We start from the raw sequence: 14294 nt of genomic DNA on the forward strand, positions 1-14294 counted from the left end.
TCCCCGGCGAAGGAGCCCGCACCCAACGAACACACACGCCACAAGAAGCCGGTGACCACCACGGCTGATCCCGCACCAGCCCTGGCGTTCGTTCGAACACGTGTTCGAACGATGGGACTAGTAAACCGGGGCCCGCCGCCCCCGTCAAGTCACTCGGACGAGGGTTTCCACACCATAGGAGAAGGGCCCGACAACGCCGGGCCCTTCCGATCAAAACCGCAGGTCAGTGCGCGAAGTGACGCGTCCCCGTCAGGTACATCGTGACCCCGGCCGCCTGGGCCGCCTCGATGACCGCGGAGTCCCGCACGGAGCCACCCGGCTGGACCACCGCGCGCACCCCGGCGGCGGTCAGCACCTCGAGCCCGTCGGGGAACGGGAAGAAGGCGTCAGAGGCCGCGACGGAGCCCTTGGCGCGGTCCCCCGCACGGGAGACGGCGAGCCGAGCGGCGTCGACGCGGTTGACCTGGCCCATGCCCGCCCCGACCGTGGCGCCCCCGCTGGCCAGCAGGATCGCGTTGGACTTCACCGCGCGACAGGCCCGCCAGGCGAACACCAGGTCGGCCATGGTCGCGTCGTCGACCGGCTCTCCGCACGCGAGCGTCCACTTCGAGGCGGAGTCGCCCTCGGCGTCGATCGCGTCAGCGGCCTGGAGCAGCAGGCCACCGGAGACCGCGCGCATCTCCAGCCCGCCGCGCACCGGGGCCTCGGCGACGAGGATGCGGACGTTCTTCTTGCGGGTCAACACATCCACGGCACCGTCGGCGTAGCCCGGGGCGACGATCACCTCGGTGAAGATCTCCGCCACCTGCTCGGCCATCTCCACGGTCACCTCGCGGTTGGCCGCGATCACGCCGCCGAAGGCGCTGACCGGATCGCAGGCGTGCGCCTTGCGGTGCGCGTCCGCGATCACGTCACCATCCACAGTGGACACCGCGATGCCACAGGGGTTGGCGTGCTTGATGATCGCGACGCACGCGTCGGAGTGGTCGTGCGCGGAGCGCCACGCGGCGTCGGCGTCGACGTAGTTGTTGTACGACATCTCCTTGCCGTGCAACTGCTTCGCGGTGGCGAGGCCAGCGGCGCCGGGGGTGAGGTAGAGCGCGGCGCGCTGGTGCGGGTTCTCGCCGTAGCGCAGCACCGAGGAGCGCTCCCACGTCGCACCGGCCCAGCTCGGGAAGCCGGACTCGTCGGCGGCGATGGTGCTGCCCATCCACGAGGCCACCGCGACGTCGTAGCTCGCGGTGTGCCGGAAGGCGTCGGCGGCGAGGCCCTGGCGGTCAGCGAGGCTGAACCCGCCGCCCCGCACGCGCTCCAGCACCCACTCGTAGCGCGCCGGGTCGACGACGACCACGACGTTGGCGTGGTTCTTGGCGGAGGCGCGGACCATCGCCGGTCCGCCGATGTCGATCTGCTCGACGCACTCGTCCTCGGACGCGCCGGAGGCCACCGTCTCCCGGAACGGGTACAGGTTCACCACGAGCAGGTCGAAGGCGGCGATCTCCATCCGCTCCAGCTGCTCGACGTGCTCGGGGCGGCGGACGTCGGCGAGCAGCCCGGCGTGCACACCGGGGTGCAGCGTCTTGACCCGGCCGTCCAGGCACTCGGGGAACCCGGTGACCTGCTCGACCGGGGTGACGGGAATGCCAGCGGCGGCGATCGCCTTCGCGGTCCCGCCGGTGGAGACCAGCTCCACCCCGGCCTCGTGCAGCCCGGCGGCCAGCTCGACCAGCCCGGCCTTGTCGGACACGCCCAGCAGCGCCCTGCGGACCGGCCGCAGGCCATCTGTCGCGGTCACGGAATGTTCACCTCTCGTCCCGTTGTGGTGCAGCCTTCTCGCGCGAGCCGGGCGAGGACGTCGACCAGCATCCGCCGCTCGACCTCCTTGATCCGCTCGTGCAGGTCTGTCTCGGCCTCGCCGGGCAGCACGGCGACCGCCTCCTGGGCGAGGATCGGCCCGGTGTCCACGCCCGCGTCGACCAGGTGCACGGTGCAGCCGGTGACCTTGACGCCGTAGGAGATGGCGTCGGCGACGGCGTGCGCGCCGGGGAAAGCGGGCAGCAGCGCGGGATGCGTGTTGATCACGCGACCGCCGAAGCGCTCAAGCACGGCCGGCCCGAGGATCTTCATGAACCCGGCGGAGACCACCAGGTCGGGCTCGTGCGCGGCGATCTCCTCGGCCAGCGCGCGGTCCCACGCGGTGCGGTCGGCGTGGTCGCGCAGTCGGACGGAGAAGGTCGGGACGCCGTGGCGCCGGGCCCGGTCGAGCCCTTCGAGCTTGCTCCGGTCCGCGCCGACCGCGACGACGGTCGCCGGGTAGTCCCCGGCGTCCACCGCGTCCAGCAGCGCCTGGAGCAGGGTGCCCGAACCGGACACGAGGGCAACGACGCGGGCGGGGACCGGCACGCTCAGCCGCTGTGCGAGCGGCGTCACATCCGGGTGCGATGGGCTCAGCTTCGTCTCCTGGCAAGCCGGATCAGGGGCGTGACCAGCGTAGTTCCTGCCGTGTGGATCACATCGAGCAGGGCGGGCGGCGCGTCAGCGCTTCGGCGGTGGGGGCGGGTCCTCGTCGTCGATCGTCAGCTCCTCGCCCAGCTCCTCCGCGAGTTCCCGCGCGAGCCGGTCCTCCTCGTCCTCGAAGTCCTCGGGCAGCGGCTCGAACCGGTAGCCCTCGGTCTCCTCGACGTCGTCGTACTCCTCGTAGTCCTCGAAGTCGTCAACGTCCACTTCGGACAGTTCCGACGTCTCCGGCGCTTCCGGCGCCTCGGCCTCGTCGGATTCCTCAAGCGCCTCAGGCTCTTCGGCGTCCTCGGGCTCGTCGACGGCTTCCGGCGCCTCGGAATCCTCTTCGGCGTCTTCCGCAGAGTCTTCGGAGTCCTCGTCCGCGTCCTCTGCTTCGAGAACAGCCTCCTCATCCGACTCCGACTCCGACCCCGACTCGGAGTCAGACTCAGACTCGGCGGCGGCCTCGGCCGCGGGCTCCTCCTCGGCCTTGGGCGCGAACACCCACGCCACAAGGGCTCCTGGCACCAGAACCCATCCCGCTGCGGCCAGCACGACCTTGCCCGCCTGCACGGTCACCGGGTCGAACGGCCCACCGCCGAGCCTGCCCCCGGCGAGGAAGGCCAGCACGAACATGGCCAACCCGATCAGCACGGCGGCGACCGCGACGGCCTTCACCCGCTCGATCGGCTCGGGCGAGCACTTGCGGCAGCACCAGCCGACGAGCACGCCGACCAGCAGCGGCAGCACGAAGACCACGAGCCACCACCGGCTGGTGACCGGCGGCAGCGCGGCCAGCAGCGGCACCGAGGGCACCGGCGCCAGCGCCATGCCGATCGGCGCGATCACCGCTTTGCCCACCGCGAAGCCCGATCCGAGCGCGAAGGAACTCGCGGCGATCACGATGTTGGGCAGGTAGGCCAGGCACAGCAACGCGATGCCGAAGAACTCGGCGATGCCCTGGCCGGTGTCCAGGAACATGCCCGCGACCTTGGGCAGGGCCACCAGCAGCCCGACGGAGAACAGCAGCGCGCCCACCGCGAGGAGCGCGCCGAGCCCGAGAACGCCGACGTAGAGGCCGCGTCGCAGCGGCGCGTCCAGCCTGCTGATCAGCTCGGCCAGGCCGCACGTCTCGGCGAGCGCGATGGTCGCGGCGACACCGGAAACCAGTGCGGCACCGACGAAAGCGGTCGTCGGCGTCGCGACGGCCGCGCCTTCCGGCTGCACCGCGGCGAGCACGGCGGCGAAAACCCCGTGCGCTGCGGCGATGGTGCCGATCAGCTGCTGGGTCGGGCCGGGGGCGCGCAACCGCATCCGGCGCGCGGAGGCCCTGGCCGAGCGCGCCACGAGCAACGCCACGATGAGGGTGAGCAGCAGCGGCAGCACGCCGAGCGGGGCGCCGCGCAGGGTCACCGGCACCTGGTGGGCGGCCAGCCACAGCCAGCGGGCCGACGCGAGGACTTCGGGAACGGAGAAGACGGCGAGCGGGGCCGAGCCCACCACGACGGCGGACACGCTCGCCGCGACGAGGAACCCGAGCACCAACGGACCGAGCGCGGCTACTACGAGTAACCGGACCCGCAGGCCCCTCGGAGCCGCCCGCGGTCGCACGACCACCTCGTCTACCCCCTGGTCAGTAGGTTGAGCCGTGGTCATGCGGGCACACTCGCACCGGCGGATCGCCGTCCGGGTGAGGCACGCCGCGTGACCAGCCTCGGAAAAGCCGTCAGGGTGACACCGCGACCGCGGTGCCACCCCGACGAGAGGTCTTGCTCTATTTGATCAGCATCAGCTCTGCTGGAAACCACCGGGCGGGGTTCCGGGCTGACCGAACTGCTGGGTCTGCTGCGGCTGCTGCGGCTGCTGGGGGTAGCCCTGCTGCGGGTAGCCGCCGGGCTGCTGGCCGTAGGGCTGCGGGAATCCGCCGGAGGCCGGGTTCCAGCCGCCGGGCGGGCCGTACTGCGGCTTCGGCTGCAGCTTGATGATCTCGATGTCGGCGAGCAGCGCCACCACCGTCGCACCGGCCTGGAGCAGGCTGGCGATGAAGACCACCACGTACAGGCCGCTGACCGACGAGGACGCGATCAGGCCCTGCAGCAGCTGCAGCGCGGGCACCACGGCCAGCGGCGCGGCCGCCCAGAGCAGCTTGGGAGCCTTGGGCAGCACCGCGAGCCCGGCGAGCACACCGCCGGCGAGCTGGTACGCCGAGACGGCGCCGCGGGCGTCGGTGGCGAAGCCGCAGAAGAACGCGACGAGCGCCAGTCCCGCGGCGACGAGCGAGAGGATGAAGCCGAGGTCGAGGGGCTTTCCCGGCTGCCCGGGCATCCCGGGCTGCTGGGGATGGGGCTGGGGCGCGCCATAGGGCACGGACATGCTGGGTCTCCTCCTCGAACGAGGCGGCCACTGTGGACGCTTGAGGGTTGTGGCAGCGGAACGCTAGCCGATTCCACCGTCAGGACGACATCCGACACCCAGGGCTTCCCCCGGTGTGTCGAACCCGTTCGAGTCAACCACCACCGCTGCGTGACGACAGAGGCCGGGTGACCCGCGAAGGGTCACCCGGCCTCGTGTCCGAAAGCGGCTGTCAGGCGAGGGACTTCATGATCTCGCGCATCAGGTCGGCGGTCGCGGACGGCGTCTTGCCGACCTTCACGCCGGCGGCCTCGAGGGCCTCCTGCTTCGCGGCCGCGGTGCCGGAGGAACCCGACACGATCGCGCCCGCGTGGCCCATCGTCTTGCCCTCGGGGGCGGTGAAGCCCGCGACGTAGCCGACGACCGGCTTGGTGATGTGCTCGGCGATGTAGGCCGCCGCGCGCTCCTCGGCGTCGCCACCGATCTCGCCGATCATCACGATGGCGTCGGTCTCCGGGTCGTCCTGGAACGCCTGGAGGCAGTCGATGTGCGTGGTGCCGATGATCGGGTCACCGCCGATGCCGACCGCGGTGGAGAAACCGAACTCCCGCAGCTCGTGCATCATCTGGTAGGTCAGCGTGCCGGACTTGGACACCAGGCCGATCCGGCCCGCGCCGGAGATGTCGGCGGGGATGATGCCCGCGTTGGCCTTGCCGGGGCTGATCACGCCGGGGCAGTTCGGCCCGATGATCCGGGTCTTGTTGCCCTTGGCGCCCGCGTGGGCCCAGAAGTAGGCGGTGTCGTGCACCGGGATGCCCTCGGTGATGACGACGGCGAGCGCGATGCCCGCGTCGATCGCCTCGACCGCGGCGTCCTTGGCGAACTTCGGCGGAACGAAGATCACGGTGACGTCGGCGCCGGTGGCCTCCATGGCCTCGGCGACGGAGCCGAAGACCGGGACGACGGTGCCGTCGAAGTCGACCTTCTCGCCGGCCTTGCGCGGGTTCACGCCACCGACGATGTTCGTGCCGGAGGCCAGCATCCGCTTGGTGTGCTTGGTGCCCTCGGCACCGGTCATGCCCTGGACGATGACCTTGCTGTTCTCAGTGAGGAAGATAGCCATCTTGTTGTGTCACTTCCCCGCGGCAGCGAGTTCGGCGGCGCGGTCGGCCGCGTTGTCCATGGTGTCCACCACGGTGACCAGCGGGTGGTTCGCCTCGGCGAGGATGCGGCGACCCTCGACGACGTTGTTGCCGTCCAGGCGGACGACCAGCGGCTTGGTGGCCCCGTCACCGAGGATCTCCAGCGCCTTCACGATGCCGTTGGCGACCGCGTCGCAGGCGGTGATGCCGCCGAAGACGTTCACGAAGACGCTGCGCACGTCGGTGTCGGAGAGGATGATCTCCAGGCCGTTGGCCATCACCTCGGCGGAGGCACCGCCACCGATGTCGAGGAAGTTGGCGGGCTTGACGCCGCCGTGCTTCTCGCCCGCGTAGGCGACGACGTCCAGGGTGGACATCACCAGGCCGGCGCCGTTGCCGATGATGCCGACCTCGCCGTCCAGCTTGACGTAGTTGAGGTCCTTGGCCTTGGCGGCGGCCTCGAGCGGGTTCTCCGCGGCCTTGTCGACCAGCTCGGCGTGCGCCGGGTGGCGGAAGCCCGCGTTCTCGTCGAGGGTGACCTTGCCGTCGAGCGCGACGATCTTGCCGTGCGGGTCGCGCACGAGCGGGTTGACCTCGACCAGGGTGGCGTCCTCGGAGACGAAGGTCTCCCAGAGCTTCACGATGGTGTCGGCGACCTGGTCGGCGACCTCGGCGGGGAACTTCGCCGCGGCGACGATCTCGTTGGCCTTGGCCAGGTCGACGCCGGCGATCGGGTCGATCGCGATCTTGGCGAGCGCCTCCGGCTTGGAGACGGCCACCTCCTCGATGTCCATGCCGCCCTCGACGGAGGCCATGGCGAGGAAGGTCCTGTTGGAACGGTCCAGCAGGAAGGAGAAGTAGTACTCCTCCGCGATGTCGGACGCGGGGGTCACCAGCACGCGGTGCACGATGTGACCCTTGATGTCCAGCCCGAGGATGCCCTCGGCCTTGGTCTTGGTCTCCTCGGCGGTCTCGGCCAGCTTCACGCCGCCGGCCTTGCCGCGACCGCCGGTCTTCACCTGGGCCTTGACGACGACGGCGACGCCGTAGTCGGCGGCGATCGCCGCGGCCTCATCCGGGGTGGTGGCCACGGCGCCCGGCAACACCGGGACCCCGTGGGCGGCGAAGAGGTCCTTCGCCTGGTACTCGTACAGGTCCACTCAGAGTCTCCTGATCTCGCCAACGACACCGCTGTCGGACCGGGTGACCCTATCGACCAGCCACTAAGCATTCGCGCCCGCCTGCGGTGAAGTCGGTCACCGCGCACGCGAATCACCAGGAATCGCGTGCTCACTGAGACGAAGGCAACGCCGGGGAATCGTTCAAGTAGTGCGCGTGGCGTCACTCGGGCGGGGGTCGGCGCCCGTGAGCGATTCCACAATCTCGCCGGGTTCCGCTCCTGAGCGGAAGAGCACGACGTCCTCAGCACCCTGCGCCACAAGCAGATCGCGAAGTTCTTCCACGGATTCGGCGGGAACGTCGGTGAAGCCGACGGCGACGGCGTCCTCCTGCACGACGGCCGCGGCGACCTGCGCGGGGTCGCGCGACTCTCCTATGTGGACGACCTCGAAGCCCGCGTCCCGCAGCGCCCGCGCGAGCGGATCGGCACCGGCCCCGCCCGCGACCACCACTCGGGTCATCCGGTGGCCTTTTCCTTTCGGGACAAGGCGATTCCCGCTGCGATGAGCAACACCGCGAAACCACCCAGCGCGAACCACATTCCGGAAGCCGCCGCCGCGCCTTCGACTCGCTGCGCCGTCAACGGCAGTTCGGCGGCGCGCAGGCCCACGACGATCGCGGCTCCGAACAACAGCCCGGCGGCGCGGCGCGGGCGGCAGAACAAGGACAGCGCGCTCGCGGCGACGGCGGTCAGCATCGCGACGAGCACGCCCCACGAGGAGATGCGCAGCGGCGAGAGCAGTCCGGGCGCGATGAAGTCGGGAGCGGAGAGCACGGGCACGACGAAGGCCGCCGCGCTCAGCGCCACCGCGAGCCCGACCGGGGCGAAGAGCGCGTCGTTGCGGATCGGCTCGCTGAGGTCGACCTCGTCCCGCTCGACCCCGCCCGCGAGCCCGGCAGCGGCACCCGCGCCCAGCGCGAGCACCACGGCGGCGATCAGCGCCCAGGTGCCGGAGGCGACCTCGACACCGGCGACCCCGACAGCGCCGACCACCACGTCCAGCGCGACGGCGGCGGCGAGGACGACCCCGGCCCAGGCGACGGCGAGCACGGGGCGCAGCGCCCCGGCGAGACCGCGCACGGTCATCGCCAGCCCCAGTACTAGAAGGACGCCTCCGGCGGGCAGCAGCATCCGGGCCGGGTAGTTCACCAGGCTCGGCAGATCCGGCGGCACCTCGATGGTGTCGAGCAGCCCGCCCGCGAGCGAGGCCAGCCCGGAGAGCACGGCGAGGGCTCCGGCGACCATCTGCAACCGCTCCTGGCCGGGCAGCTCCACGTCATCGGTTCCCGAGGTGGGCTCCCCCCGCCCCCGTCCGGCCGGGATCGCCAGCACCGCGAGCACGAGCGCTCCGGCCAGTGCGACGAACGGCCCCCACGTGATGAAGAACTGGTCGGAGGCGACGGCGGAGGCGATCGGCGGCACGATCAGCCCGAGCACGGCGAGCACCAGGCCGAGCAGCTTGCCGCGGGCGGCGCCGGGCTCGGCCGAGCTGATGGCCAACGCGGCGGAGATCGGCACGGCGACCGCGACCAGGAGCACGCCGACGAGCACCCACGGCGGAGCGTCCAGCACCGCGGCGGGCAGAAGATAAGGATCGGTCGAGCGGAACGGTGCCGCCGCGAGACCGACGGAGACCAGCACGCCGACGCAGAGCGTGAAGGCGAACAGCCCGTGCCTGGGTTCTCCGGCCTCACCGGTCCTGGCGAGCGACTTGGCCGCGAAGAACCCGGCCGCGACCGTGGCGGCGTGGGCGACCAGCAGCGCGAGCAGTCCGGGCCCCGCGCCCAGCACGTTCAGGCTGTGCGGCAACAGCAGCTCCGGACGCGCGGCCAGGCTCGCGCCGTCCAGGAACTGGAGGTCGATCGCGGCGCGTCCGGGAGCGAGCAGCGCCGCCGGGACGAGGACCCCCGCGGCCAGCGCCACGCGACCGCGCGCGCGGGCGATGAGCGCCGCGAGCACGGGCAGCGCCGCGAGCAGGCCCAGCAGCGGCCAGGAGGTGAAGGCGGCGGGTTCGGCGGGCGCCGTCACGCCCAGCACCGGGGCGAGGGCGGCGGCGACCGCGGACAGCGCCGACAGGGCGATCGCCGTGGTCAGCGGCGGGGAGGCCGCGTCAGGACCGGGAGCCCGCGAAGGACTGCGATCCGCCGGAGGAGAAGGTGAGGTGGATGGCCGCGCGGTCACCGCGACCACGCTAGCGAAGTGCGGTGCCAAGAGCAGTACGACGCATCTTTTTCGCGGTGAAGGGGTATCCGCGAAAAGAAACCGATGTACTGACGCGCGAGTGGCGCAGATCACTTACCGTCACTCCATGGGGAAGATCGCGAGGTCCGACGTGCACGAGCTGGGGGAACACCTCCTCGGCCACGCACGCCGAGCCGCGGCCGTCGCCGAGACCGCGAAGGCGGTCGGCGAGGGCGTCGGCGTGGTGCTGCGCGGCATGGCCAGCCTCGGTGGCTTGCGCGGTGCCGCCGTTGAAGCGACCTGGTTGGCCGCGCACGCCGTCCTCTACCCCTGGGGAGCCCTGGCCGAGAAGCTGCGCCCCGGCGGCCACTACGAGCGCTACCGCACCGACGACCTGGCACCGTCGCAGCGCGGCCTCGTCGTCTCCAACCTGGAGGGCGCGGGCACCCCCGTGGTCCTGGTGCACGGCATCGGCGACAACCGCTCGATCTTCACCGTTCTCTCCGGCGCGCTGCGCAGGCGCGGCTTCGGCGTCGTGCACGCCGTGAACTACAGCATCCTGACCGCGGTCACCGGTGACATCAGGAGCGCCGCCGCCGAGCTGGGCGCGCACATCGAGCGGGTGTGCGAGGAGACCGGCTCCGACTCGGTGCACGTGGTCGGCCACTCGCTCGGCGGGATCATCGCCAGGTACTACGTGCAGCGCCAGGGCGGCGACGAGCGGGTGCGCACGCTCATCACGCTCGGCACCCCGCACACCGGGACGCTGTCCGCCTACCTGCTGCCGACCAAGCTCGTCCGCGAGCTGCGGCCCGGTTCGGAGCTGATGACCGAACTGGCCGAGCCGGCCCCCGGGTGCCGCACCCGGTTCGTGGTGGTCTGGAGCGAGCTGGACGAGGTGGTGATCCCGCAGGTCAACGCCCGTTTACGACACCCGGACCTCGACGTCGAGGAGCACTGCCTCCGTGACGTGGGACACCTCTCCCTGCCCATCGCCCGTCGCTGTGTGCACGCGGTGCTGGGCACTCTGACGCAGGTGAAGTACAGACGTCCGACCCGTTCGCACGTTGCTTGTGATCTGGATCACACTACCGAAAACACGCTCCGTTATCGCAGCGGGTCACACTCGTCCGCATGAGCGGCCGAACGGCAGATGACCCGATCAGGGATTTGCCCGTAGGGGTACCCCTTGGCTACTGTCGCCGCCGTCCGTTGTCACGGTCCGGTCACAAACCAGGACGCTGAGTCGGTTCCCATCGACTCGCCGGGATCCCCCGCCCGGAATGTCCGCCCGGACTCCCCGAAGACGGAAGGGCAGGCCTTGGCGCAACACCGCACCCCCGGCGGCAGTCAATCCTCCCCGGCACTCGCAGACGCGTTGTCGCAGACGGGTTCACGGCCCAAGGGAGCTCACCGGCTCCCGCCGCCGCCGTCCGCACTTCGCGGCAGGGTCGTCGTAGCGGCCGTCGCGGCAGGCGCGTTCGTCGCCGCCGGCGCCGGTCAGACCCTCGCGCCGGGCGGGAACTCTGCTTCCGCGTCAGACGAAGTGGCTCCACTGGCATCCGGTCGCAGCGCCGTCGCGGCGCTCGGCATGGGCGGTACCGCGCCCTCTCCCGAGGTCGTTCCGCTGTCCTCGCAGGTCTCCGACCCGTCTCTCGAGGTCGAGAAGCTGGCCAAGAGCCAGCAGCTGAGGGCGGAACTGGCCAAGCGCGCCGAGCAGGAAGCCGAGCGCAACCGGGTCAAGTTCGTGAAGCCCGCCTCCGGCACCTTCACCTCCGGCTACGGCGCCCGCTGGGGCGCGACCCACTACGGCCTGGACATCGCCAACCGCATCGGCACCCCGATCTACACGGTGGCCGACGGCACGATCATCGCGGCGGGCCCGGCGAGCGGCTTCGGCCTCTGGGTCAAGGTCCTGCACCACGACGGCACCACGACCGTGTACGGGCACGTGGACCGCATCCTGGTGAAGGAGGGCAAGAAGGTGAAGGCGGGCGAGCAGATCGCCACCATGGGCAACCGCGGTTTCTCCACCGGCCCGCACCTGCACTTCGAGGTCTGGAACTCGGGCGGGCGCAAGATCAACCCGCTGCCGTGGCTCAACGAGCGCGGCGTGTTCGTCAGGTAGAACCCCGTACGGCCAAGAGGCGATCGCTCATCGAGCGCTCGCCTTTTCGTCGTTCCTCTTTCGGTGACCGGCCTCGCTCCGGGGAGCTTCGGTGGGAGATCCGCAGTCGCCGGGTGTGCCCCCGACCGCACACCCGGCGACTGCGTGTCCCAACCCGTGCGGGGGTCTGCCTCTCACGTAGCCCGCCCGGCGCCCCGCCAAACCTCGCGGAAGCGTCGTTTCACCCGTTTCGACTACCGTCGCCGCCTCGCGCCCTGAGCACGCCGCTGAGCACAGTTCCGCCCACATCCGCCTCACGCGTGGACGAGCCACCCCACCGCACGCCACCGTTGAAGTGGGGGGTCCCCGGAGCGTGCGAAAGCCACCCTCGCCCGCCGAGGCGGGTCCGAGGGTGGCCGGGTGGGGCTCAGAGCTTGGTGAGCGGGACTCCACCGATCAGCATCAGGCGGACGGTGCCGCCGGTGCCGAAGTCGATGGTGGCGGTCGCCCTGGGGCCGGAGCCGTCGGTGGCGACCACGGTGCCGAGGCCGTACTTGTCGTGCGAGACGCGGTCGCCGACGTCGAGCTTCATCGCGGGCGTGTCCTGCCAGCCCTTGAACGGCGTGGAGCGCATGCCCCGCGCGCCCAGGCCCGCCTGAGCGGAGCCGCTGCCCGTCTGCGAGCGGTTGCTGCCCCAGCGGGTGGCCGAGGTCGGCGCGGAGGAGCGCACCGGCTCGACGCGCTTCCACTCGAGGAGGTCGGCGGGGATCTCGTCGAGGAAGCGCGAGGCCGGGTTGGCCATCGGCTGCCCCCACGCGGAGCGCACGAGCGCCCTGGAGACGTAGAGCCGCTGCCGCGCCCTGGTGATGCCGACGTAGGCGAGCCTGCGTTCCTCGGCCAGTTCGGTGGGGTCGCCGAGTGCGCGCTGGTGCGGGAAGAGCCCGTCCTCCCAGCCGGTGCAGAACACCACGGGGAACTCCAGGCCCTTCGCGGTGTGCAGCGTCATCATCGTGACGACGCCGTCGCCCGCGTCCGGGGTCTGGTCGGAGTCGGCGACGAGCGAGACGCGCTCCAGGAACGCCTCCAGCGAGCCCTGCGCGGGCTGCCCGGCGTCGTCGATCTCCGGTTCCTCCGGCTCCGGCACCGTGGCCTCGGCCTGGACGAACTCGCGGGCCACGGTGATCAGCTCGGTCAGGTTGTCCACCCGCGAGGCGTCCTGCGGGTCGTCGCTGGCCTCCAGCTCGCCCCGGTAGCCGGTGCGCTCCAGCACGGTGTCCAGCACCTCGGCGACGTCCTTGCCGTCGGTCACCAGCGCGCGCAGCTCGTCGGTCAGCTCGACGAACCCGGCGATCGCCCGCTGCGAGCGCGGGTTGAGCAGGCTGACCTTGCCGTCGGCCGCGTCGCGCAGCGCGGCGGCGAAGGAGACGCGCTCGCGCTCGGCGTGCGCGGCAACGCACGCCTCGGCGCGGTCGCCGATGCCGCGCTTGGGCACGTTGAGGACGCGGCGCAGGCTGACGGTGTCGTCCGGGTTGGACAGCAGCCGGAGGTAGGCCAGCGCGTCGCGGACCTCCCTGCGCTCGTAGAAGCGGACACCGCCGACGACCCGGTACGGCAGGCCGAGGCGGATGAACACCTCCTCGAAGGCGCGGGAGTTGTTGTTGGTGCGGTAGAAGAGCGCGATGTCGGAGAAGTTCGCGTCACCGGTGTCCACGAGCCGGTCGATCTCCGAGGCGACGAACGCGGCCTCGTCGTGCTCGTTGTCCCCGACGTAGCCGACGATCTTGTCGCCGTCGCCGAGGTCGGTCCACAGCCGCTTCTCCCTGCGGTTGGAGTTGCGGGCGATCACCGCGTTCGCGGCGGTGAGGATCGTCTGCGTCGAGCGGTAGTTCTGCTCCAGCGTGATCGTCCGCGCCTGCGGGTAGTCGCGCTCGAACTCCTCGATGTTGCGGATCGTGGCGCCGCGGAAGGCGTAGATCGACTGGTCGGCGTCACCGACGACGCACAGCTCGCCGGGCTCGATCCCGTCCTCGCCGCCGGTGCCGACGAGCGCGCGCACCAGCTCGTACTGGGCGTGGTTGGTGTCCTGGTACTCGTCGACCAGCACGTGCCGGAAGCGCCTGCGGTAGTGCTCGGCGACGTCGGGCCTGGTCTGCAGCAGCCGAACGGTGCGCATGATCAGGTCGTCGAAGTCGAAGGAGTTCGACTCGGTCAGCCTGCGCTGGTAGGCGGTGTAGACCTCGGCGACCCTGCGCTCCAGGTCGTTGCCCGCGCGGTCGGCGGCCTCGACCGGGTCGATCAGCTCGTTCTTCAGGTTCGAGATGTGCACCGCGAGCGTGCGGGCCGGGTAGCGCTTGGGGTCCAGGTCCAGCTCGCGGGAGACCAGCGTGATCAACCGGCGCGAGTCGTCGGCGTCGTAGACGGAGAAGTTGGAGCTGCGCAGGTCCAGGTTCTTCGCCTCGCGGCGCAGCAGCCGCACGCACATCGAGTGGAACGTGGACACCCACATCACGTTGGCGCGCCCGCCGACGAGCGCGGTGACGCGCTCCTTCATCTCCGCGGCGGCCTTGTTGGTGAAGGTGATCGCCATGATCTGGCCGGGGTGCACACCGCGCGCACCGAGCAGGTGGGCGATGCGACTGGTCAGCACCCGGGTCTTGCCGGAGCCCGCGCCCGCGACGACGAGCAGGGGTGAACCGCTGTGCTCGACGGCGGCGCGCTGCTGGGGATTCAGCCCCTCCAGCAACGCTTCTGGGCCGCGCGCCTGGCGAGCGACGGGACCGTGATCATCTGACTGGGAGACCTCGAACAGGGTGTCCATGGTGGTTCCCAGGCT

11 protein-coding genes are annotated in these 14294 nt (G+C 71.2%); 2 read left to right on the forward strand and 9 right to left on the reverse strand.

Features of this window, described 5'->3' with window-relative positions; all coding sequences use genetic code 11:
- Positions 1–223 precede the first annotated feature (223 nt).
- The 8 genes from purH to CCN37_RS12660 all read right to left on the reverse strand — a co-directional run bounded on the left by purH (position 224) and on the right by CCN37_RS12660 (position 9354).
- Positions 224–1795, reverse strand: a complete 1572-nt coding sequence (purH, locus tag CCN37_RS12625) for a bifunctional phosphoribosylaminoimidazolecarboxamide formyltransferase/IMP cyclohydrolase (protein ID WP_086820930.1) — start codon at positions 1793–1795, stop codon at positions 224–226.
- Positions 1792–2409 (reverse strand): phosphoribosylglycinamide formyltransferase, encoded by a 618-nt coding sequence (gene purN / locus CCN37_RS12630; protein WP_086820990.1) that lies wholly within the window; start codon positions 2407–2409, stop codon positions 1792–1794. The genes purH and purN overlap by 4 nt, the downstream gene beginning before the upstream one ends.
- A 126-nt stretch (positions 2410–2535) precedes the next feature.
- Positions 2536–4110 (reverse strand): DUF6350 family protein, encoded by a 1575-nt coding sequence (locus CCN37_RS12635; protein ID WP_143261575.1) that lies wholly within the window; start codon positions 4108–4110, stop codon positions 2536–2538.
- Between the two features lie 177 nt (positions 4111–4287).
- Positions 4288–4872 carry a DUF5336 domain-containing protein gene (locus tag CCN37_RS12640; RefSeq protein ID WP_086820932.1) on the reverse strand — a complete coding sequence of 195 codons (585 nt, stop codon included), beginning with the start codon at positions 4870–4872 and terminating at the stop codon, positions 4288–4290.
- 211 nt (positions 4873–5083) lie between these two features.
- Positions 5084–5974 carry a succinate--CoA ligase subunit alpha gene (sucD, locus tag CCN37_RS12645; RefSeq protein WP_086820933.1) on the reverse strand — a complete coding sequence of 297 codons (891 nt, stop codon included), beginning with the start codon at positions 5972–5974 and terminating at the stop codon, positions 5084–5086.
- A 9-nt stretch (positions 5975–5983) separates the two neighbouring features.
- Positions 5984–7153: an ADP-forming succinate--CoA ligase subunit beta gene (sucC, locus tag CCN37_RS12650; protein ID WP_086820934.1), complete on the reverse strand. Its 1170-nt coding sequence runs from the start codon at positions 7151–7153 to the stop codon at positions 5984–5986.
- Positions 7154–7315: 162 nt separating this feature from the next.
- Positions 7316–7633, reverse strand: coding sequence for a cobalamin-dependent protein (locus tag CCN37_RS12655; protein ID WP_143261576.1), 318 nt, complete (start codon positions 7631–7633; stop codon positions 7316–7318).
- A complete protein-coding gene (locus CCN37_RS12660; RefSeq protein WP_143261577.1) occupies positions 7630–9354 on the reverse strand; it encodes a hypothetical protein in 1725 nt (574 codons plus the stop codon). The genes CCN37_RS12655 and CCN37_RS12660 overlap by 4 nt, the downstream gene beginning before the upstream one ends.
- Positions 9355–9481: 127 nt before the next feature.
- On the opposite strand from CCN37_RS12660, the gene CCN37_RS12665 reads away from it, so the two are divergent.
- Both CCN37_RS12665 and CCN37_RS12670 read left to right on the forward strand, forming a co-directional pair.
- A complete protein-coding gene (locus tag CCN37_RS12665) occupies positions 9482–10492 on the forward strand; it encodes a triacylglycerol lipase (protein ID WP_246842989.1) in 1011 nt (336 codons plus the stop codon).
- Between the two features lie 408 nt (positions 10493–10900).
- Positions 10901–11482, forward strand: coding sequence for a M23 family metallopeptidase (locus CCN37_RS12670; protein ID WP_371504071.1), 582 nt, complete (start codon positions 10901–10903; stop codon positions 11480–11482).
- Between the two features lie 406 nt (positions 11483–11888).
- Here CCN37_RS12670 and pcrA read toward each other — a convergent pair whose 3' ends face one another.
- The gene (pcrA, locus tag CCN37_RS12675) at positions 11889–14279 is read right to left on the reverse strand and encodes a DNA helicase PcrA (RefSeq protein WP_086820938.1); all 2391 of its coding nucleotides are present in this window, start codon (positions 14277–14279) and stop codon (positions 11889–11891) included.
- Positions 14280–14294 lie beyond the last annotated feature (15 nt).

Origin of the sequence: Allokutzneria sp. NRRL B-24872 (genome assembly GCF_002155965.1) — a bacterium.
In the GTDB taxonomy this organism is placed as follows: Bacteria; Actinomycetota; Actinomycetes; order Mycobacteriales; family Pseudonocardiaceae; genus Allokutzneria.